The following is a 24,724-nucleotide window of genomic DNA, read 5'->3' as shown; positions in this document are numbered from 1 at the left end:
CCGATCCAACTCCCCATACGACACCGACTCACCACCACACCGCACCGCCACCACACCCGGCGCCGCCGCAACCCACGCCTCGATACGCTCCAGGATCAAACCGCCGGGCAGCTCAGCCCCCGTGGCATTCCACTCCGCCACCACCCGAGCCCGCTCCACCTCCCCCACCACATCCAGCCGACCGACCAACGTCTCCGGATCGGCCGCCATCTGCCCCAGCACCCGGAGCACCTGGTCGACCAGCCCCTGAGCCGTCGCCTCGTCGAACAGGTCCGGCCGGTAGCTCAGCCGCATGCCCAGGCCTCCGCTCGGGCCGACCACCAGGCCGAGCGGGTAATTGATCGACTCCCGGAGTCCATGCTCGGTGAACTTCAGGCCGCCCGGTCCGCGTCGTTCGGCCTCATCACCCGATGGCCGGCCGCCCGGCGGCTTCCGGGCGTTCGTGCCCGAGGGGAAGCTCTCGAACGCCATGATGGTGTCGAACGTCGCCCCGGGCCCGGCCTGCCGCTGGATGTCGCTGAGGCTCAGGTACTGGTAGTCCACCAGCGCCGCCTGCTCGGCCTGCAGCTCCGTCAGCAGTTCGGCCACCGACTGCGCCGGGTCGAAGCGCACGCGTACGGGCACGGTGTTGATGAAGAGCCCCAGCATGCTCTCCATGCCCGGCAGGTCCAGCGGCCGTCCGGCCACGCTGGCGCCGAACACCACATCCCGTCGGCCGGTCAGCTTGCCGACGACGAGAGCCCAGGCGGCCTGAACGACGGTGTTCAGTGTGAGGCCGTGGAAGCGGCGTGTCAGGTCGCGCAGCGCCTGGTCCAGCTCCTTGCTCGCCCTGCCGGACACCATGGCGGAGTGCGCCGGCGCCCCGTTGTACTCGGCCGGGGCCACCAGCGTGGGCTCATCCGCCCCGGCCAGCGTCTTCCGCCAGGCCGCCATGGCTTCTTCCTTGTTCTGGCGGGCGAGCCAGGCGAGGTAATCGCGGTACGGGGTGACGGGCGGCAGTCCGTGTGCGCTGCCCCCGGCCTCGTAACACGTCCACAACTCCCGCATCAGCACCGGCAGCGACCAGCCGTCCAACAGGAGGTGATGCAGCGTGACCATCATCCGGTACTCATCCGGCCCGACCCTGACCAGCAACACCCTCAGCAACGGCGGCACCGCAAGGTCGAAACGCCGCTCCCGCTCCCCGATCCCCAACCGCTCCGACTCCGCACGGGCGACATCAGCATCGAGCCCGGACAGGTCCTCCTCCCGCCACGGCAGGGTCACCCGGCGCATGATGAGCTGAACCGGGGCCCCGGAGGCGCGCCGCTGGAAGCCCGCGCGCAGGCTCTCGTGGCGGTCGAGCAGCGCCTGCCAGGACGCCCGCAGCACCGCGGAGTCCAGCTTGCCCTCCAGGCCGGTGATCATCTGCTCGACGTAGACGTCGATGCCCTCCTCGTCGTACACCGCGTGGAACAGCAGGCCCTCCTGCAGCGGCGACAGCGGCCATACCCCCACCAGAGCGGAGTCGGTCATCTCAAGCTCCTTCGTCCATCTGCTGCGCTGTCGCTTCGAACTCGTCCAATTCGCTCTGGCTGATGTCCACCAACGGGAAGTCGGAGGGGGTGTGGCCACCGATACCGGTGTCGGCGTCGACGTCCGTGGTGTGCGTGGCCAGCCCGGTGAGCATCGCGGCCCAGCCGTCCAGCAGGTTCCGGGCGGCCGAGTCCGCCAGCAGCTCGGACGGCCAGGACACGATGAGGGAGAGCTGCGGGCCGTCGGGCAGATCGTGGACGACGCCCATGACCTCCAGGGCGTGCATGACCGGGATCCGGTCGTTGGTGCCGCCACCTCGGCCACCGTCACCGGCGGTCTGCCAGGCATGTTGCTCGACGGGCTGCTGATCCTGTGTGCTCTGGTTCTGCCGGCCGGGGAATCGGCCCAGGTAGTTGAAGCCGATCTGGGCGGTGGGCAGGGCGGCGAGCGCGGGCGCGGTCTCGGGGTTGAGATACCGGAGCATCCCGTAGCCGAGCCCATCGGCCGGGACCGCGCGGAGCTGTTCCTTGACACGCTTGATGGCCCGTCCCGCCGCGGCCCCGCCGGAGCGCAGCTCCATGACGTCGATGACACCGACGTCGAGCCGCACCGGGTAGCTGCTGGTGAACCAGCCGACCGTGCGCGTCAGGTCCACTCCCTCCGCCGTGGGGACCCGGCCGTGGCCTTCGAGGTCCAGCAGGACCCCAGCCGTGTCCTGGCCCTGTCGGCGCCGCCACTCGGCCAACGCCGCGGTCAGGCCGGTCAGCAGTACGTCGTCAACGCCCGCGTGGAACGCCGTCGGCACGCTGGTCAGCAGCGCCGATGTGACCTCCGTGGACACCTTCACCGACAGCTGCCGGACGGTGGCGCCAAGGTCCCGCTCCGGGTCCACGGGCCGCGAGGTGAGGAGGGGGGCGTGGCCCTCCAACAGCTGTGCCCAGGCCGGGAGTTCGGCGAGCCGTTGTTGGCCGGTGGCTTCGGCCCGCAGGGCGCGGGCCCAGTGCCGGAAGGAGGTGGGCACCGGCTCCAGCACGAGCTCACGGCCGGCGGCCAGCTCCGTGTACGCCTCGGCCAGATCGGGCACGAGGACGCGCCAGGAGACACCGTCCACCACCAGGTGGTTGAGGAGGATCAACAACCGTCCGGGGGTGTCCGGCCCGAGGTCGAACCAGACCACCTGCAGCATCACACCCGCTCCCGGATCGAGCCGCTCCGCGGCCGCCCGCGACTGCTCGGCGATCAGGCGCTCGAGGTCACCCCCGGCCGCACTGGCATCGATCCGGTGCACCCACGTGGCCACGGACACGGTTAGGGGTACGAGGAGGCGGGGCTCGGGCTCGGTGTCCAGTCGGGCCCGCAGAATGTCGTGGTGTTCGACCACCGCCTGAACGGCAGCGGTCAGCGTCTCCAGCCGCATCCCCGCCGGAGCCACCACCACCGTGGACTGGGACACCGCGCCTATACGCCCTGCTTCGGCCCGCTCCAGCAGCTCATGCATGACCGGCGTCAACGGCACCTCACCCGTGCCCGGATCGCCGCTCCCCGCCAGGCCGCCGGGGGCAGAAGCATCATGGGCCACCAGCGCCAGCTCCGCCGGAGTTCGCCGCTCGAACACCTGCCGGGCGCTGACCACCAGACCGGCCTTACGCGCCCTCGACACCAGCAGCATCGACATGATCGAGTCACCGCCGAGCTCGAAGAACGACGCGTCGGCACTGACATCGTCGAGGCCAAGCACCTCGGCGAAGAGCCCGCAGAGGATCTCTTCGGTCGCGGTGGCCGGACCCCGGCCCGCCACGGTGACTGTGGCATCGGGGGCCGGGAGCGCGGCGCGGTCCAGCTTGCCGTTGACGGTGAGCGGCAGCGCGTCCAGCACGACGACCGCCGGGACCATGTACTCCGGCAGCCGCCCAGCGGCGAACGCACGTACCGCCGCCACGTCCAGCTCCCCGTTGGGGACCACGTACGCGACCAGCTGCTTGTCCCCCGGCCCGTCGTCACGAACCACCACCGCGACCTGCCCCACGCCCTCACAGGCCCCTACCACCGCCTCGATCTCACCGGGCTCAACACGGAAACCACGGACCTTGACCTGCTCATCGACCCGACCCGCGAAGACCAGATCACCGTCAGCGGTCCACTTCGCCAGGTCACCACTGCGATACATCCGCCCACCCGGAGCAGCGAACGGACACGCGACGAACCGCTCCGCGGAGAGCCCCGGCCGACCGATATAACCCCGGGCCAGACCAGCACCGGCGATATAGACCTCACCCGTGACGCCTACGGGCACCGGCTTGAGGAACTGGTCGAGCACATAGACGCGGGCGTTGGGGAGGGGACGGCCTATCGGCGGGTCCTCCTCCAGCGTGGCGTCCAGCGGAGTGGCGGTCGCGGTGGTGATGACGGTGGCCTCGGTCGGCCCGTATGTGTTCCACACCCGCGCACCCGCCGACCACCGCCCGGCCAACTCCGCGCTCAGCCGTTCGGCGCCCAGCACCCAATTGCTGACACCGGGCACGACGTCCGGTTCCAGCACCCTGAGCAGCGACGGCACCACACTGGCCACCCGCACGCCACACCGGTCGATCATCTCGGCCAGCGCCCGCGGATCCTTGCGCTCCTCCGCACTCGCCACCGCGAGAGTGCCACCAGCAGCCAACGTCACGACGACATCGAGAACAGCGGCGTCAAAGCTGAAGGAGGCGAACTGCAACGCCACCACACCCGCGTCCATCCCCAGCACCGGACGCATCGCCTCGGCCAGATTCGCCACACCACCATGCGCGACAGCCACACCCTTCGGCCGCCCCGTCGAACCCGACGTATAGATCACATACGCCAACTGGCCCGGCACAATGACCGTCCCCAACGGCTCCGCCGAGAAGGCATCAGCCCCCTCGAGAAGCACCGCGCGCGCATCACCGAGCGGGACACCATCAAGGCAATCAGCCGTACCCAGGACCACCTCGGCACCACTGTCCGCGATCACAAAACCCAACCGATCCGCCGGATACTCCGGATCCAACGGAACGAACGCACCACCCGCCTTCCACACCGCCAACTCCGCCACCACCACATCCACCGACCTCGGCAGACACAGCGCCACCCGCGACTCCCGACCCACACCAGCGCCATTCAGCAACCGCGCCAACCGATTCGCCCGCCGATCCAACTCCCCATACGACACCGACTCACCACCACACCGCACCGCCACCACACCCGGCGCCACCGCAACCCACGCCTCGATACGCTCCACAATCAAACCGCCAGGCAGCTCAGCCCCCGTGGCATTCCACTCCGCCACCACCCGAGCCCGCTCCACCTCCCCCAACACATCGACCTCACTGACCCGCACCCCCGGATCAACCGCCACCGCCTCCAACACCCGCACCAACCGCCCCACCAACCCCCGCGCCGTACCCTCGTCAAACAAATCCACCGCATACAGCAACGCCCCGCCCAACCCCGCCGGCGCCCCCACACCATCACGGTGCTCGATCAGTGTCAGCGACAGATCGAAGCGGGCCACGGGGTCCGCGGTCGACGGCAGCGTGTCGACCTCCAAGCCGGGCAGCTCCCACTTCTCCGGCGCGGCGCTCTGGAGCGCCAGCATGACCTGGAACAGCGGGTTGCGCGCCAGCGACCGCTCTGGGCTCAGCACATCCACCAGCCGCTCGAACGGCACGTCCTGATGCGCGTACGCGGCCAGATCGGTCTCCCGCACACGCGCCAGCACCTCGCTGAACGTCGGGTCGGCGCTGACGTCCGTCCGCAAGACCAGCGTGTTGACGAAGAACCCGGCCAGGGCGTCCATGGCCTCGTCGCCACGCCCTGCGATCGCGGTGCCGATGGGGATGTCCGTACCCGCGCCCAGCCGGGCCAGCAGCACAGCCAGTGCGGCCTGGGCGACCATGAACATGGTGGCGTTGCCCTGCTGTGCGGCCGCCACCAGCCGGGCATGGGTCTCGGCGTCCACCCGCAGGGGCACCGAGCCGCCCCGGAAGGAGGACGTGGGCGGGCGCGGCCGGTCGGTCGGCAGCGTCAGCTCCTGGGGGGCGTCGGCCAAGGCCGTGCTCCAGTAGTCCAACTGGCCGGTGATCACGCTGTCCGGGTCCTCGAGGTCGCCCAGCACCTCGCGCTGCCAGAGCGCGTAGTCCGCGTACTGCACCGGCAGCGGCTCCCACCCCGGCGCGCCACCCGCCCGACGGGCGGCGTACGCCACGCCGATGTCCCGCGCCAACACGCCCATCGACCAGCCGTCCACCGCGATGTGATGCGCCACGATCAGCAGCACGTACTCCATGGGCCCGGTCACCAACAGCCGGATGCGCCACGGCAGATCGGCGCTCAGCTCGAAGCCACGCCCGGAGTGCGCCGCGAGTGTCGCACCGAGTTCGTCCGGTGTGGTCTCCACGACGATCAGCGGCGGCCGGCCCGCGTCGCCCTCCAGCACCTGCTGCCGGGGCTCGCCGTCCGTCTCGGGGAAGATCGTGCGCAGGCTCTCGTGCCGGTCGGCGACATCGCCCAGCGCGGCCTCCAGGGCGGCGATGTCCAGGTCTCCCGAAATCCGCAGCGCCAGCGGCAGGTTGTAGCCCGCGCCTTCGCCGACGCCTTCGAGCCGGTTGAGGAACCACATCCGCTGCTGGGCGTACGAGAGCGGCAACACCTCCGGCCGGGCCCGCGCCGTCAGCGCGGCCCGGGTGGTGCCGTCCTCGCGGGCGTCGAGCAGCCGGGCGACCCCGGCCACCGTCGGCGCCGTGAACAGCTTGCCGATCCCGATGTCGGTGTCCAGCACCGACCGGATCCGGGCGAGCAACCGCATGGCAAGCAGAGAATCGCCGCCCAGCTCGAAGAACGAGTCCTCCGCGCCGACCCGCTCCAGGCCCAGCACCTCGGCGAAGAGCCCGCAGAGGATCTCCTCGGTCGGCGTCGCCGGGCCCCGGCCGGAGGTGGTACCGGCGAAGTCGGGGGCGGGGAGTGCGGCGCGGTCCAGCTTGCCGTTGGCGGTGACGGGGAGGGTGTCCAGGGGGACCAGGGTGGCCGGGACCATGTACTCGGGAAGCCGCTCGGCCGCGTACTCCCGCAGCCCGGTCAGATCACTCTCGCTGTCGCCGTTGGGTACGACGTAGGCCACGAGGCGCTTGTCGCCCTGCCGGTCCTCGCGGACGATGACCGCGACCTGGCCCACGTTCTCATGCGCGGCGAGCACTGCTCCGATCTCACCCGGTTCCACCCGGAAACCACGGATCTTCACCTGCTCATCCGCCCGGCCCGCGAATACCAGCTCACCATCGGCCGTCCACCGCACCAGGTCGCCGGTGCGATACATCCGCCCACCCGTGAACGGGCACGCTACGAAGCGCTCCGCCGACAGCCCCGGCCGACTGAGATAGCCGTTTGCGAGCCCGGCACCCGCGAGATAGAGCTCGCCCTTGACGCCCGGGGGCACGGGGTTGAGGTATTCGTCGAGGACGAACGCCTTGGTGTTGTCACGCGGCCGACCGATCGGCAACACCGCCGGAGCCACCGCCTCAGGAGCCACCGCGTACGTCGTGGCACACAAAGTGGCCTCGGTCGGACCGTACAAGTGCCGGATCTCGATCCCCGGGCAAGCGGCCTTGACCTGGGCAACCGCACCAGCAGGCACCACATCGCCACCCGTCAGCACCTCCACCAGCCCCGACAGACACTCCGGCGACTCCTCCGCCAGCACACCAAACAACCCAGCCGTCACATGCACAGCCGTCAACCCATACGCCTTCACCAAACCCGCCAACACCGCCGCATCCACCCGACCCGGCGGCGCCACCACCACCCGACCACCACTCACCAACGGCACCCACACCTCAAAAACCGCCACATCAAACGCATGCGGCGCATGCATCAACACCCGACCACGCGCCGCCGCACTCCAACACCCATCCACCACCAACGCGGCCACCGCACCATGACTGACCGCCACACCCTTCGGCACACCCGTGGAGCCGGAGGTGAACATCACATACGCCACATCCTCCGCCGAAACCACCACCTCCGGCGCACCACCCGTCCCCTCGAACAGCTCATCCACCGCCGCCGCACCCGGCACGCCCAGACCCCGATCCGCCACCACCAACCCCACCTGCCCCAACACCAACCCCCGCCGCGCCACCGGCCACCCCACATCCACCGGCACAAACCCAGCACCCACCCTCGCCACACCCAGCCACACCGCCACCAACTCCACCGACCGCTCCATCACCACACCCACCAGATCCCCACGCCCCACACCCCGCACAGCCAAAGCACCCGCCACCCGCTCCGCACGCTCCGCGAGCTCCGCGTACGACCACTCCTCGCCGCCGGCACCCACCACCGCCACCGCATCCGGCGCCTCCACCACCCGCGCCGCGAACAACTCCACCAACGACACCCCGGACACCGCACGCTCAGTGGCATTCCACTCCCCCACCACCCGCGAACGCTCACCCTCCCCCAACACATCAATCCCACTGACCCGCACCCCAGGATCAGCCGCCACCTGCTCCAACACCCGCACCAACCGCCCCGCCAACAACCGCACCGTGCCCTCGTCAAACAGATCGGTCGCATACAACAGCCCACCCACGAGCCCGGCCGGATCGCCTTCGCTGTCGCGTCGTTCGGCCAGGGTCAGCGACAGGTCGAACTTCGCGGTGGACTCCTGCGAGGTGGCCTCCAGCGGGCCGACCCGCAGCCCGGGCAGATTCCACCGGCCCTGGGACACGGGCAGGTTCTGGAGGACGAGCGTGATCTGGAAGAGCGGGTTTCGGGAGAGCGACCGGGTCGGGTTGAGGTCCTCGACCAGCCGCTCGAACGGCACATCCTGATACGCGTACGCCGCCAGATCGGCCTCTCGCACCCGGGCCAGCAGCTCATCGAAGCCCGGGTCGCCGCTCAGGTCGGTGCGCAGCACCAGGGTGTTGATGAAGAACCCGGCCAGCCCGTCCAGCGCCGCGTCACCGCGACCCGCCGTCGCCGTACCGATGGGGATGTCCGTACCCGCACCCATCCGCGACAGCACAACCGCCAGCGCCGCGTGCACGACCATGAACATCGTCGCCCGGCCGCGCCGCGCCAGCTCCACCAGCCGGGCGTGGGTCTCCGCGTCCGCCTCCACCGGCAGGGTGCGCCCGCGGAACGTCGGCGTGGCCGGTCGGGGCCGGTCGGTCGGCAGGTCCAGCTCCTCCGGTGCGCCGGCGAGCGCCCGCCGCCAGTGGTCCAGCTGTCCACTGATCACACTCTGCGGATCGCCGAGGTCGCCCAGCACCTCGCGCTGCCAGAGCGCGTAGTCCGCGTACTGCACGGGCAGCGGCTCCCAGCCCGGGAGTCGGCCCTGGTGGCGGGCGGTGTAGGCGGTCTCCAGATCCTGCGCGAGGACGCCCATCGACCAGCCGTCCACCGCGATGTGGTGCGCCACGATCAGCAGGATGTAGTCCGTGGGGCCGGTCCTGAGCAGCCGGATCCGCCAGGGCAGATCGACGCTGACATCGAAGCCACGGCCCACATGAGCCGTAAGGGTGTCGGCGATCTCGTCCTCGGTGGTGTCCACCACGACCAGCGGCGGCCTGCCCGCGGTGCCTTCGAGCACCTGCTGACGCGGGACGCCTTCGCTCGCCGGGTAGATGGTGCGCAGGCTCTCGTGCCGGTCGGCGACGTCGCCCAGCGCGGCCTCCAGCGCCGCGAGGTCCAGTTCGCCGGACATCCGCAGGGCCAGGGGCAGGTTGTACGCCGCGCCCTCGCCCGCGCCTTCGAGCTGATTGAGGAACCACATCCGCTGCTGCTCGAACGACAGCGGCAACACCTCCGGCCGGGGCCGCGACGTCAGCGCGGCGTGCGTCTGGCCGGTTGCCGCGTCCACCAGCCGGGCCACGCCGGCGGCCGAGGAGGCCGCGAAGAGCTCCCCGATGGTGAGCTCCGCCCCCAGGACGGCGCGGATGCGGGCGATGAGCCGCATGGCGAGCAGGGAGTCGCCGCCCAGCTCGAAGAAGGATGCCTCCGCGTCCACCCAGTCCAGCCCGAGCACCTCGCCGAAGACCCCTGCGACGATCTCCTCGACCGGGGTGGCGGGGCCGCGCCCGGTGGCGCCGCCGAACTCGGGGACGGGGAGGGCGGCACGGTCCAGCTTGCCGTTGGCGGTGACGGGGAGAGTGTCAATGGCCATCACGGCCGCCGGGACCATGTACTCGGGGAGCCGCTCGGCCACGTACTCCCGCAGCCCGGTCAGACCGCTCTCGCCATCCCCGTTACGTACGACGTAGGCCACCAGGCGCTTGTCGCCCTGCCGGTCCTCACGCACGACGACCGCGACCTGACCCACGCTCTCGTGCGCGGCAAGCACGGCCTCGATCTCACCCGGCTCCACCCGGAAACCACGGATCTTCACCTGCTCATCCGCCCGACCCGCGAACAGCAACTCACCGTCAGCCGTCCATCGCGCAAGGTCGCCAGTGCGATACATACGTGCACCCGGCTCGGCGAAGGGTGCGGCGACGAAGCGCTCGGCCGTGAGGCGAGGGTGTCCCGTGTACCCACGGGCGAGTCCGGCTCCGGCGAGATAGAGCTCGCCCCTCACCCCGACCGGGACGGGCTTCAGGTATTCGTCGAGGACGAATGCCTTGGTGTTGTCGCGCGGCCGACCGATCGGCAACACCGCCGGAGCCTCGGCCTCAGGAGCCACCGCGTACGTCGTGGCACACAAGGTGGCCTCGGTCGGACCGTACAAATGCCGGATCTCGATCCCCGGGCAAGCGGCCTTGACCTGAGCCACCGCACCCGCAGGCACCACATCGCCACCCGTCAGCACCTCCACCAGCCCCGACAGACACTCCGGCGACTCCTCCGCCAGCACACCAAACAAACCAGCCGTCACATGCACAGCCGTCAACCCATACGCCTTCACCAAACCCGCCAACACCGTTGCATCCACCCGACCCGACGGCGCCACCACCACCCGACCACCACTCACCAACGGCACCCACACCTCAAAAACCGCCACATCAAACGCATGCGGCGCATGCATCAACACCCGACCACGCGCCGCCGCACTCCAACACCCATCCACCACCAACGCGACCACCGCACCATGGCTGACCGCCACACCCTTCGGCACACCCGTCGAACCAGACGTGAACATCACATACGCCACATCCTCCGCCGAAACCACCACCTCCGGCGCACCACCCGTCCCCTCGAACAGCTCATCCACCGCCACGGCACCCGGCACCCCAAGACCCCGATCCGCCACCACCAACCCCACCTGCCCCAACACCAACCCCCGCCGCGCCACCGGCCACCCCACATCCACCGGCACAAACCCAGCACCCACCCTCACCACACCCAGCCACACCGCCACCAACTCCACCGACCGCTCCATCACCACACCCACCAGATCACCACGCCCCACACCCCGCACAGCCAAAGCACCCGCCACCCGATCCGACCACTCGGCCAACTCCCCGTACGACCACTCCCGACCGTCCGCCCCCACCACCGCCACCGCATCCGGCGCCTCCACCACCCGCGCCGCGAACAACTCCACCAACGACACCCCGGACACCGAACGCTCAGTGGCATTCCACTCCCCCACCACCCGCGAATGCTCACCCTCCCCCAACACATCAATCTCGCTCAGCCGCACCCCAGGATCAGCCGCCACCTGCTCCAACACCCGCACCAACCGCCCCGCCAACAACCGCACCGTGCCCTCGTCAAACAGATCGGTCGCGTAGAGCAGCGAGCCCATCAGCCCCGTCGGCGCACCCTCCTGGTCGCGGCGCTCGGCCACCGTCGCCGACAGATCGAACCGGGCCGCCGGAGAGGCGGCCGGGAGGCCGCTCACCTCCAGCCCGGTCAGCTCCCACGGCCGACGGCCCTGCGGCAGGTTCTGCATGGTGAGCGATACCTGAAAGAGCGGGTGCCGGCCCAGCGACCGGGTGGGGTTGAGGTCCTCGACCAGCCGCTCGAACGGCACGTCCTGATGCGCGTACGCGGCCAGATCGGCCTCCCGCACGCGGGCGAGCAGTTCGGTGGCCGACGGGTCGCCGCTCAGGTCGGTGCGCAGCACCAGGGTGTTGATGAAGAACCCGGCCAGCCCGTCCAGCGCCGCGTCACCACGGCCCGCCGTCGCCGTACCGATGGGGATGTCCGTACCCGCACCCATCCGCGACAGCACAACCGCCAGCGCCGTGTGCATCACCATGAACATCGTCGCCCGGCCGCGCTGGGCGAGCTCCACCAGCCGGGCGTGAGTCTCCGCGTTCACCTCGAACGGCATTTCGCCGCCGGTGAAAGAGGACACCGCGGGTCGGTGCCGGTCGGTCGGCAGGTCCAGCTCCTGCGGGACACCGGAGAGCGCCCGCCGCCAGTAGTCCAGCTGTCCACTGATCACACTCTGCGGATCGCCGAGGTCGCCCAGCACCTCGCGCTGCCACAGGGCGTAGTCCCCGTACTGCACGGGCAGGGGGTCCCACCCGGGCAGTCGGCCCGCGCGCCGGGCCGCGTAGGCGGTACCGATGTCGCCCGCGAGGATGCCCATCGACCAGCCGTCGGCGGCGATGTGGTGGACGGCGCCCATGAGGACGTATTCGGCCGGGCCGATCGCCAAGAGGCCTACGCGCCAGGGCAGTTCGGTACGGACGTCGAACGGCTGGTTCGCGTACGCCCCGAGCTGCGCGGGCACCTCGTCCGCGGCGGTGTGCACCACCGTCAGCGAGGGTCGGCCCGCCGCGCCGTGCAGAATCTGCTGGCGGGGGACGCCCGAGGTCTCCGGGAAGATCGTACGCAGGCTCTCGTGCCGGTCGGCGACATCGCCGAGGGCGGCCTCCAGCGCGGGGATGTCGAGGTCGCCGCGGAGCCGCAGAGCCAGGGGGAGGTTGTACGCGGCCCCCTCGCCGGTGGTTTCGAGCCGGTTCAGGAACCACATCCGCTGCTGCTCGAACGACAGCGGCAACACCTCGGGCCGCGACCGCGCCATCAGCGGCGCCCGGGACTCGCCGCCGAGTTCGCCCACCAGTTGGGCGACGCCGGCGACGGTCGGGGTGGCGAACAGATCGCCGATGCTGACCTCGGCGTCGAGGACGGCGCGGATGCGGGCGATGAGCCGCATCGCGAGCAGGGAGTCGCCGCCCAGCTCGAAGAAGGAGGCGTCGGCGCCGACCCACTCCAGGCCGAGAACCTCACCGTAGAGACTGCTGAGGATCTCTTCATTGGGAGTGGCCGGGCCGCGCCCCTCGGCGGCGTCCGTGAAGTCGGGGGCCGGGAGGGCGGCGCGATCCAGCTTGCCGTTGACGGTGACCGGGAGGGCGCCCAGGGCGACGACGGCCGCGGGGACCATGTGGTCCGGCAGCCGCTCGGCCACGTACTCCCGCAGCCCGCCGGTGTCCACATCCCCGTCAGGGACGACATAGGCGACCAGCCGCCGGTCGCCGGGGCGGTCCTCCCGTACGACGACGGCGACGTGGCCGACACTCCGGTGTCCGGCGAGAACGGCCTCGATCTCTCCCGGCTCGACGCGGAAGCCACGCACCTTCACCTGGTCGTCCGTCCGGCCGCCGAAGACGAGCCGGCCGTCCCCGGTCCACTTGGCGAGGTCGCCGGTGCGATACATCCGCCCGTGCGTGAACGGGCAGGCCACGAAGCGCTCCGCGGTCAGCCCGGGGCGGCCGAGGTAGCCACGAGCCAGCCCCGGCCCCGCGACATACAGCTCACCCAGCACACCCACGGGAACTGGCCGCAGTTGCTCGTCCAGTACGTAGACAGCGGTGTTGGCGATCGGACGGCCGATCGGCACCGACCCGGACGGCTCCAAAGGCCCACTCATCGTCGCGCATACGGTCACCTCGGTCGGCCCGTACGCATTGACCATCCGCCGCCCAGACCCCCACCGCGCCACCAACCCCGGCGGACACACCTCACCCGCAACCACCAACGTCCGCAGACTCCCCGGCAGCTCCTCCACCGTCGCCAACACCGACGGCGGCACCGTCACATGCGTCACACCGAACTCCGCCACCACCTCACCCAACGACCCCCGCGGCGACAACCTGTCCACACCCGCCATCACCAACGCGCCACCCGAAAGCAACGCCATACACATCTCGGACACCGCGGCATCAAAACTCAACGACGCCAACTGCAACACCCGCGCATCCGCGTCCACCGCGAACCGCTCGATCTGCGCCGCCGCCAGGTTGCCGATGCCACGATGCGTCACCGCCACACCCTTCGGCCGCCCCGTCGACCCCGACGTATAGATCACATACGCCACATCATCGACATCCACCGAAACCGCAGCCGCCGATTCCCCCTCCGCAGACGAACCCCACACCAGACACTCCACCCCGGACGGAACCAATCCACGGGTCCCCTCCGAACACACGACGAGCGCAGGTGCCGAATCCTCGACCATCCACCCGATCCGCTCCACCGGATACGCCGGATCCACCGGCACAAACCCCGCCCCCGCCTTCACCACCCCCAACAACACCGCCACCACATCCACCGACCGCTCCAACACCACAGCAACCAAATCACCCCGCCCCACACCCCACGCACCCAACACACCCGCCACCCGATCCGCCCGATCCCCCAACTCCCCGTACGACCACTCCTCACCACCCGCACCCACCACCGCCACCGCATCCGGCGACACGGCCACCTGGGCGTCGAACAGCTCACCCAACGACCCCACCGGCACCTCAGCAGCGGTCTCGTTCCACCCCTCCACCACCCGCTCCCGCTCACCGCACCCCAGCACCTCGACCTCACTCACCCGAGCCGCCGGATCCGAGGCGGCCTGCTCCAGCACCCGGACCAGCCGCTCCGCCATCGTGTGCGCGGTGGCCTCGTCGAAGAGGTCCGTGGCATACAGCAGATCGCCGTCGATCCCCGCGGGGTTGCCCTCGCCGTCCCGGTGTTCGGCCAGGGTCAGCGACAGGTCGACCCGGGCCGCCGCGGCCCCGGGCGTCATCGGCCGCACCTCGACGCCCGGCAGTTTCCAGTCCTGGGGCGGCATCGTCTGTACGGAGAGCATCACCTGGAACAGCGGGTGCCGGGCCAGTGAGCGGGTGGGGTTGAGTTCCTCGACGAGGTGCTCGAAGGGCAGGTCCTGGTGTGCGTAGGCGGCCAGGTCGGTCTCCCGGACCCGGGCCAGCAGCTCCGCGAAGGTCGGGTCACCGCTCATATCGGTCCGCAGGACGAGCGTGTTGACGAAGAAACCGGCCAGCCCGTCCAGCGCCGCGTCGCCACGCCCCGCGACCGCCGTGCCGATCGGAAGGTCCTTCCCCGCACCCATCCGCGACAGCAACAGCGCCAGCGCGGCGTGCACGACCATGAACATCGTGGCGTCGCCGCGTCGGGCGAGCTCCACGAGCCGGGCATGGGTGGGCACATCGATCCGTACCCCGGCCGCCCCGCCACGGTGCGAGGACACGGCGGGCCGGGAGCGGTCGGCCGGAAGTGCCAGCTCCTGGGGTGCGTCGGCCAGGGCCCGTCGCCAGTGGTCCAGCTGGGCGCTGATCAGGCTGTCGGGGGTGTCCAGGTCGCCGAGGAGACGGCGTTGCCAGAGCGCGTAGTCGGCGTACTGCACCGGCAGTGGCTCCCACACCGGCGCCCGCCCCTCCCGACGGGCGGCGTACGCCACTTCCAGGTCCTTGAGCAGCAGGTCCATCGTCCAGCCGTCCACCGCGATGTGATGCGCGACGATCAGCAGGACGTGCTCAGCGGGAGCGGTCCTCAGCAGCCGGATCCGCCACGGGAGGTCGGCGCTGAGGTCGAAGCGCTCCTCGGTCTGCTCGGCGAGCACCTGCTCGACCCGGTCGGCGGGGGTGTCGAGGACGGCCATGCGCGGGCGTCCGGCCGAGGGGTCGAGGACGTGCTGGCGCGGCACGCCGTCCGTTTCGGGGTAGACCGTGCGCAGGCTCTCGTGCCGGTCGGCGAGGTCGCCCAGGGCGGTTTCGAGCGCGGGCAGGTCGAGGTCGCCGGAGACGCGGTAGCGCAGCGGCAGGTTGTACGCGGCCTCGCCGCCCTCTTGGGCCTCCTCCATCTGGTTGACGAACCACATCCGCCGCTGCCCGAACGACAGTGGTACGACCTCCGGCCGGGGCTGCGGGGTGAGCGGGAGCCGCACACCGCTCCCACGAGTGAGCTGCCGGGCGACGCCGGCGGCGGTCGGCTCGGCGAACAGCTGCCGGATGCTCAGCTCGGTGTCCAGGACGGCGCGGATCCGGGCGATCAGCCGCATGGCCTGCAGCGAGTCGCCGCCCAGCGCGAAGAACGACGCGTCGACGCCGACCTGGTCGAGGCCGAGGATGTCGGCGAACAGCCCGCACAGCGCCTCTTCGATGGGGGTGGCGGGGGCGCGGCGGCCGGTCAGGCCCGCGTAGTCGGGGGCGGGCAGGGCGTCGCGGTCGAGCTTGCCGTTCACCGTGACGGGGAGGGAGTCGAGTGTCATCACGGCGGCCGGAACCAGGTGGTCGGGCAGCCGTTCCGCCACGTACTGCCGTAGTCCGGCCGGGTCCGCGTCCTCGTCGGGGACGACGTAGGCGACGAGCCGACGGTCCCCGGGGCGGTCCTCGCGGACCACGACGGCGGACCGGCGGACGGTCGGGTGGGTGGCGAGGACGGCCTCGATCTCGCCAGGTTCCACCCGGAAGCCACGGATCTTGATCTGGGTGTCGGCCCGTCCGACGACGACGAGTTGGCCGTCGGGGGTCCAGTGGGCCAGGTCACCGGTGCGGTACATCCGCCCGCCGGGGGCGCCGGGTTCGTCGGCGGCGGCGAACGGGCAGGCCACGAAGCGCTCGGCGGTCAGCGCCGAGCGGCCGAGATAGCCGCGGGCCAGGCCGGGGCCGGCCAGGTAGAGCTCTCCCATGACACCGGCGGGGACGGGCTGCAGAAACTCGTCCAGGACATACGTCTGCCCGTTCTCGAGCGGGCGTCCGATCGGCACGGGGGCGTCGGCGTCGGCCGGGGTGAGCGGGTCGCTCAGGGTGACGCAGACGGTGGCCTCGGTGGGGCCGTACGCGTTCAGCATCCGCCGCCCCGGCGCCAGCCGTGCCACCAGCGCGGGCGGGCACACCTCGCCCGCGGCCGCGACGGTGGTCACGGTGGCGGGCAGTTCGCCGGCGGCGGCGAGCACGGACGGCGGCGCGGTCAGATGGGTCACGCCGAACTCGGCGGCGACGTCTGCCAGCGACCCGTACGGCGGCAGCATGTCCCGGTCCGCCATGACGAGGGTGGCCCCGGCGGGCAGGGCGGTGCAGAACTCGGCGAACGCGGCGTCGAAGCTGGGCGAGGCGAACTGCAGGACGCGTGCGCCGGGCCCGGACCCGAACCGGGTGATGTGGCTCGCCGCCAGGCTGCCCACTCCGCCGTGGGTCACCACGACGCCCTTCGGGGTGCCGGTGGAGCCGGAGGTGTAGATGACGTACGCGGGGTGCGCCAGCCGCCGCGGCCGGACGCGGTCGGCGTCGCCGGGGGCGGTGGCCGGGCGTGTCGCCAGCGCGGCGGTCACCTCCGGGGCGTCGAGGACCAGGCAGGGCGGCGTGTCGGCACCCAGCGCGGCCTCGGTCCCGTCGGTGCACAGCACCAGCCTCGGCCGGGCGTCGGCCAGCATGAAGGCGATCCGCCGCGCCGGATACCGGGGGTCTATGGGCAGATAGCCCGCGCCCGCCTTGACCACCGCCAGCAGCACGGCCATCAGCTCGACGGACCGCTCCATGGCCACGCCGACCAGGTCCTCGGGGCCGATGCCACGGGCGATCAGCTCGTGTGCCAGCCGGTTGCCGCGCTCCTCCAGTTCCGCGTACGTCAGGCCGTGCTCCGCGCCGACGACGGCCAGGGCATCGGGTGTTCGCCGCACCTGTGCCTCGAACAGCTCGGCCAGCGTGCCCTCCGGCACGCTGCGGGCCGTGTGGTTCCAGTCCTGGACGACGGTCGCCCGCTCGGCCGGGTCGAGGATCCGCAGCCGGCTGAGGGGCATGGTGGGATCGGCGGCGATCTGCTCCAGCACCGCCGCCAGCCGCCGGGCCAGGGCCTGGACGGTGGCCTCGTCGAACAGCTCGGTGGCGTAGAAGATGTCACCGCCGATACCGGCCGGGCCGCCGTCCTCGTCGCGGTGTTCGGACAGGTCGACGGACAGGTCGAAGCGGGCGGCGAGGGAGCCGGGCGGGGTGGGCCGGACCTGGAGGCCGGGCAGGTCCCACTGCGCGGGCGGAACGTTCCGGAGCGACAGCATGACCTGGAACAGCGGGTTGCGGGACAGCGAGCGCGAGGGCGCGAGGTCCTCGACGAGATGCTCGAAGGGCACGTCCTGGTGGGCGTACGCGGCCAGGTCGGTCTCCCGCACCCGGGCCAGGAGTTCGGTGAAGGCGGGGTTGCCGCTCAGGTCGGTGCGCAGCACGAGCGTGTTGACGAAGAAGCCGGTCAGTCCGTCCAGCGCGGCGTCGCCACGGCCCGCGGTGGCCGTGCCGATGGGGATGTCCGTGCCCGCGCCCATGCGGGCGAGGAGCGCCGCCAGCGCGGCGTGCACGACCATGAACACCGTGGCCCCACCGCGCTGCGCGAGCCCGACGAGGCGGGCGTGGGTGGGGGCGTCGATCCGTACGGGGACCAGGCCGCCCGCGTACGACGACACCGCCGGGCGCGGCCGGTCGGCCGGAAGCGCCAGCTCCTGCGGCGCGTCGGCGAGGGCGTCGTGCCAGTAGGCGAGCTGGTCGCTCAGCAGGCTGTCCGCGTCGCCCCGCTCCCCCAGCAGCCGCCGCTGCCAGAGGGCGAAGTCGGCGTACTGCACCGGCAGCGGCTCCCACACCGGCGCCCGGCCCTGCCGACGGGCGGCGTAGGCCGTGCTGAGGTCCCGCGCGAGAACGCCCATCGACCAGCCGTCGGCGGCGATGTGGTGCGCCACGATGAGCAGCACGTACTCGGTGGGTCCGGTGACCAACAGCCGTGCCCGCCAAGGCAGTTCGGTGCTGAGCTCGAAGCCGCGCCCGGCGTACGCGCTCAGCTCCGCCTCGACTTGGTCCGCGGGGAGGTCGGCGACCACGAGTGGCGGATGCGCCACGGGGCCGTCCAGCACCCGCTGCCGCGGAACGCCGTCGGTCTCCGGGAACACCGTGCGCAGGCTCTCGTGGCGGTCGGCGACATCGGCGAGGGCGGCTTCCAGCGCGCCGGTGTCGAGGTGGCCGGAGAGGCGTAGCGCGAGGGGCATGTTGTAGACACCCGCGATGCCCCCGGCGGCCCCGGCGGCCCCGGCGGCCTCTGCCTCCTCGGCACCCTTGGCGGCCCCTGCGCCCTGGCCGGTGGTCGCGAGCCGGTTGAGGAACCACATCCGCTGCTGCCCGTACGACAGCGGCAGGTGCTCGGGGTGCTGGGGGCGCGGCTGCGGCTCCAGCGGTGGCCGTGCGTCGCCGTGCTCGGCGTCGATCCGGCGGGCGGTGTCGGCGACGGTCGGGGTGGCGAACAGATCGGCGATGCGCAGTTCGCTGTCGAGGACGGGGCGGATGCGGGCGATGAGCCGCATGGCGAGGAGGGAGTCGCCGCCGAGCTCGAAGAAGGAGGTGTCGGCGCCCACCTGGTTCAGCCCGAGGACTTCGGCGAAGAGCCCGCAGAGGATCTCCTCGGTGGGGGTGGCGGGCGCGCGGCCCTCGGGGGTGCCCGCGGTGTCGGGGGCGGGAAGGGCGGCGCGGTCCAGCTTGCCGTTGACGGTGAGCGGCAGCGCGTCGAGGGCCACGATGACCGGGATCATGTACTCGGGCAGCCGGTCGGCGGCGAGACGGCGCAGGGCCGCCGGGTCGAGCTCACCGGCGGGCACCACATAGGCGACGAGGCGCCGGTCCCCGGGGCGGTCCTCGCGGATGACCACGGCGGCCTGGGCCACGGCCGGGTGGCCGCTGAGGACGGCCTCGATCTCACCGGGCTCGACGCGGAAACCACGGACCTTGACCTGCTCATCGACCCGACCCGCGAAGACCAGGTCACCCGCTTCGGTCCACTTGGCCAGGTCGCCACTGCGATACATCCGGCCGCCCGGGGCGGCGAACGGACACGCGACGAACCGCTCGGCGGACAGGTCCGGCCGACCGATGTAGCCCCGGGCCAGACCAGCACCGGCGATGTACACCTCGCCCATGACGCCTACGGGAACCGGCTTGAGGAACGCGTCGAGCACATAGACGCGGGCGTTGGGGAGGGGACGGCCTATCGGCGGGGCCTCCTCCAGCGTGGCGTCCAGCGGAGTGGCGGTCGCGGTGGTGATGACGGTGGCCTCGGTCGGCCCGTACGTGTTCCACACCCGCGCACCCGCCGACCACCGACCAGCCAGCTCCGCACTCAACCGCTCCGCACCCAGCACCCAATTGCCCACACCCGGCACAGCCTCCGGATCCAGCACCCCGAGCAGCGACGGCACCACACTCGCCACCCGCACGCCACACCGGCCGACCATCTCCGCCAGCGCCCGCAGGTCGTTGCGCTCGGCGGTGGTGGCGACGGCGAGGGTGCCACCAGCGGCAAGGGTGACGGCGACGTCGAGGACGGCGGCGTCGAAGCTGAACGACGCGAACTGCAACGCCACCACACCCGCGTCCATCCCCAACACCGGACGCATCGCCTCGGCCAGATTCGCCACACCACCATGCGCGACAGCCACACCCTTCGGCCGCCCCGTCGAACCCGACGTATAGATCACATACGCCAACTGACCCGGCACAATGACCGTCCCCAACGGCTCCGCCGAGAAGGCGTCAGCCCCCTCCAGGAGGATGGCGCGGGCGTTACCGAGGGGGACGTCGGTGAGGCAGTCGGGCGTACCGAGGACCACTTCGGCGCCACTGTCCGCGATCACGAAACCCAACCGGTCCGCCGGATACTCCGGGTCCAGCGGAACGAACGCACCACCCGCCTTCCACACCGCCAGCTCCGCCACCACCATGTCCACCGACCTCGGCAGACACAGCGCCACCCGCGACTCCCGACCCACACCAGCACCGCTCAGCAACCGCGCCAACCGATTCGCCCGCCGGTCCACCTCCCCGTACGACAGGGCCACTTCACCGCATCGCACCGCCATCACATCCGGCGTCGCCGCAACCCGCGCCTCGATGCGCTCCACGATCGAACCGCCGGGCAGTGTCGTCTCCGTGGCATTCCACTCCGCCACCACCCGCGACCACTCCGCCTCCCCCAGCACATCAAGCCGACCGACCAACCTCTCCGGATCGGCCGCCATCTGCCCCAGCACGCGCACCAAACGGTCAAGGAGCCCCTGAGCCGCCTCGGGGTCGAACAGGTCCGGGCGGTAGTCCAGCCGCAGCCGCAGCTCTTCCGTCGGGTGGACGCCCAGCGAGAGCGGGAAGTTGGTGGACTCGCGCATCGCCGTGCCGGTGATCCGCAGCCCAGCGGCCGCCGCCGTGGAGTCCTGCGCCCCGATGGGGTGGTTCTCGAACGCCATGATGGTGTCGAACGTCGCGCCGGGCCCGGTCCGCCGCTGGATCTCGGTGAGGCTCAGATGCTGGTGGTCCAGCAACGCCGACTGCCGTTCCTGCAGCTCCGCGAGCAGTTCGGCGACCGTACGCGCCGGGTCCAAGCGCACGCGTACGGGCAGCGTGTTGATGAAGAGCCCCAGCATGCTCTCCATGCCCGGCAGGTCGGCGGGACGCCCCGCCACCGTCGCGCCGAACACCACATCGCGGCGGCCGGTGAGTCGACCGAGCACAACGGCCCAGGCGGCCTGGATCACGGTGTTCAGGGTCAGGCCGTTGCGGCGGGCGAGGTCCCGCAGCCGGCCGGCGAGTTCCGCACCGGCGTCGGTGGCCGCCTTGCCGGAGGCGACCGGGGCAGTGGACTGTCCGCCCGGTGCCACCAGCGTCGGCTCGTCCGCGCCCGTCAGCTCCTGCCGCCATGCGTCCCGCGCGGCTTCCTTGTTCTGGCGGGCGAGCCAGGCGAGGTAGTCGCGGTACGGGGTGACGGGCGGAAGGCCACGGGCGCTGCCCCCGGCCTCGTAACACGTCCACAACTCCCGCATCAGCACCGGCAGCGACCAGCCATCCAGCAGGATGTGATGCAGCGTGACCATCATCCGGTACTCATCCGGCCCGACCCTGACCAGCAACACCCTCAGCAACGGCGGCACCGCAAGGTCGAAACGCCGCTCCCGCTCCCCGATCCCCAACCGCTCCGACTCCGCACGGGCGACATCAGCATCGAGCCCGGACAGGTCCTCCTCCCGCCACGGCAGCTCCACGTCCCGGGCGATGACCTGCACCGGCTGTGCCACCCCGGCCAGCTGCCGAAAGCCCGCGCGCAGGCTCTCGTGCCGGTCGAGCAGCGCCTGCCACGCGTCGCGCAGCACCGCGGGGTCCAGCTTGCCCTCCAGGTCCAGCACGAGCTGCTCGACATAGACGTCGATGCCCCGCTCGTCGTACACCGCGTGGAAGAGCAGGCCCTCCTGCAGCGGCGACAGCGGCCAGACGTCCTGGACTCGCATCTGAGTCATCGTGCTCCCCCCTTGTCCGCGAGTTCCGCTTCGAGCGCGTCGATCTGGCTCTGGTCGAGCGTGATGAGTGAGAAGTCCGACGGTGTGTGGCCGCCGCCGGAGCCGGTGGTGTGGGTGGCGAGGCCGGTGAGCATCGCCAGCCAGCCGTCGGCGAGTCGTCGCATGTCGTCTGTGTGGTGGAGGTGCTGGGGCCAGGCGAGTGTCAAGGTGAGCAGCGGGCCGTCCGGCAGGTCGCGGACCAGGCCGACCGCCTCCAGGGCGTGGGCCAGCGGGACCTCGTCGCCCACTCCGCCGCCGAGACCGCCTTCGGGGGCGGCGGACCAGGCGGCGGCCGTCTGCTCCGGTGTCCCGTCGGCGAAGCGGCCCAGGTAGGTGAAGCCGATCTGGGCGGTGGGCAGGGCGGCGAGGGTGGGCGCGGTCTCCGGATTGAGATGGCGGAGCAGGCCGTGGCCGAGGCCGTCACCCGGGACGGCACGGAGTTGTTCCTTGATGTGCTTGACGGCCCGTCCCGCCACGGACCCGCCACCGCGCAGCCCGGCGAAGTCCTGTGTCGCGGGGTCGAGTCGTACGGGGTACGTGCTGGTGAACCAGCCCACCGTACGGGCCAGATCGAGACCGCCGGACGTCCGGCCGTGGCCTTCCACGTCCACGAGGACCCCGTTCCGCGCATGCTGCCCGCGGTGCCGCCGCCACTCCGCGACGGCGGAGGCCAGAGCGGTGAGCAGCACATCGTCGATCCCGGCGTGGAAGGCGGCCGGGACCGCCGTCAGCAGAGTGGCGGTGAGCTCCGCCGACGCCGTCACGGAGACCCGCCGCAGCGTGGCACCCACGTCGCGGGCCGGGTCCAGGGGGCGCCCGCCGAGTGGCGCGTCGGAGCCGCGCAGCAGTCGGGTCCAGGCGGGGAGCTCGGCGAGCCGTGGCTGGCCGGTGGCTTCGGCCCGCAGGGCGCGGGCCCAGTGCCGGAAGGAGGTGGGCACCGGCTCCAGGACGACCGCACGGCCGGCGGCCAAGTCCGCGTATGCCTGGGCGAGGTCCGGGACGAGGATGCGGAGGGAGAGCGTGTCCACGGCGAGGTGGTGGACGACGAGCAGGAGCCGTCCGGGAGTGCTCGGGCCGAGGTCGAACCAGACCACCTGCGCCATCACCCCGGCCCGCGGTTCGAGCCGGTCCGCGGCGGCCCGCGACTGCTCGGCGATCAGGCGCTCGAGGTCGGCCCCGGCCGCACTCGCGTCGACTCGGTGCACCCACGGGGCCACGGACACGGTCGGGGGGACGAGGAGGCGGGGCTCGGGCTCGGTGTCCAGTCGGGCCCGCAGAATGTCGTGGTGTTCGGCCACCGCCTGTACGGCACTGGTCAGCGTCTCCAGCCGCGTCCCCGCCGGAACCATCACCACGGTCGACTGGAACACCCCACGTATGCGCTCCGCTCCGGCCCGGAGCAGCAGCTCATGCATCACGGGGGTCAACGGCACCTCGCCGGTGCTCGTGTCGCCACTCCCCTCCAGACCATCGGCAGTGGCCACATCACGGGCCGCCACGGCCAGGTCGGCCGGAGTCCGTCGCTCGAACACCTGCCGGGCGCTGACCACCAGGCCCGCTTTACGCGCCCTCGACACCAGCAGCATCGACATGATCGAGTCACCGCCGAGCTCGAAGAACGACGCGTCGGCACTGACATCGTCGAGGCCGAGCACCTCGGCGAAGAGCCCACAGAGGATCTCTTCAGTCGGCGTCTCGGCGGCCCGGCCCGACGTCATCTCGGCGGTGCCGGGAGCGGGGAGCGCGGCGCGGTCCAGCTTGCCGTTGACCGTCAACGGCAGCGCGTCCAGCGCCATGACCGTCGGGACCATGTACTCCGGCAACCGGTCCGCCGCGAACTCCCGCACGGCCGCCACGTCCAGCTCCCCGCCGGGAACCACATACGCGACCAGCCGCTTGTCCCCCGGCACGTCCTCCCGGACCACCACCGCAACCTGCCCCACACCCTCACAGGCCCCTACCACCGCCTCGATCTCACCGGGCTCAACACGGAAACCACGGACCTTGACCTGCTCATCGACCCGACCCGCGAAGACCAGATCACCGTCAGCGGTCCACTTCGCCAGGTCGCCACTGCGATACATCCTGCTGCCCGGAACAGCGAACGGACACGCGACGAACCGCTCCGCCGATAGCCCCGGCCGACCGATATAACCCCGGGCCAGACCAGCACCGGCGATATAGACCTCACCCGTGACGCCTACGGGAACCGGCTTGAGGAAGGTGTCCAGCACGAACACCTTGTTGTTGGGCAGAGGGCGGCCTATCGGCGGGGCCGTACCCAGCTCGGGATCGAGGGGCATGGCGGTGGCGGTGGTGATGACGGTGGCCTCGGTCGGCCCGTACGTGTTCCACACCCGCGCACCCGCCGACCACCGACCAGCCAGCTCCGCACTCAACCGCTCCGCACCCAGCACCCAATTGCCCACGCCCGCCACGGCATCCGGATCCAGCACCCCGAGCAGCGACGGCACCACACTCGCCACCCGCACGCCACACCGGCCCACCATCTCCGCCAGCGCCTGCGGATCCTTGCGCTCCTCCGCGCTCGCCACGGCCAAAGTGCCACCAGCCGCAAGCGTGACGGCGACGTCGAGGACGGCGGCGTCAAAGCTGAACGACGCGAACTGCAACGCCACCACACCCGCGTCCACA

General features: G+C 71.4%; 3 protein-coding genes. All 3 read right to left on the bottom strand.

From position 1 onward, the window contains the following. On the bottom strand, nt 1–1,515 hold a 1,515-nt coding region (locus JK364_RS52525), incomplete at its 3' end, for a condensation domain-containing protein (RefSeq protein ID WP_230993889.1). A 1-nt stretch (nt 1,516) separates the two neighbouring features. Continuing rightward, nucleotides 1,517–22,030, bottom strand: a complete 20,514-nt coding sequence (locus tag JK364_RS52520; protein WP_201858579.1) for a non-ribosomal peptide synthase/polyketide synthase — start codon at nt 22,028–22,030, stop codon at nt 1,517–1,519. Next, nucleotides 22,027–24,724 (bottom strand): condensation domain-containing protein (locus JK364_RS52515; RefSeq protein WP_201858578.1); only part of this gene is annotated, 2,698 nt, incomplete at its 5' end. The genes JK364_RS52515 and JK364_RS52520, both read right to left, overlap by 4 nt.

Source organism: Streptomyces endocoffeicus (assembly GCF_016741935.1).
GTDB classification, from domain to species: domain Bacteria; phylum Actinomycetota; class Actinomycetes; order Streptomycetales; family Streptomycetaceae; genus Streptomyces; species Streptomyces endocoffeicus.
This window is presented reverse-complemented; position numbering and strand designations above follow the sequence as displayed.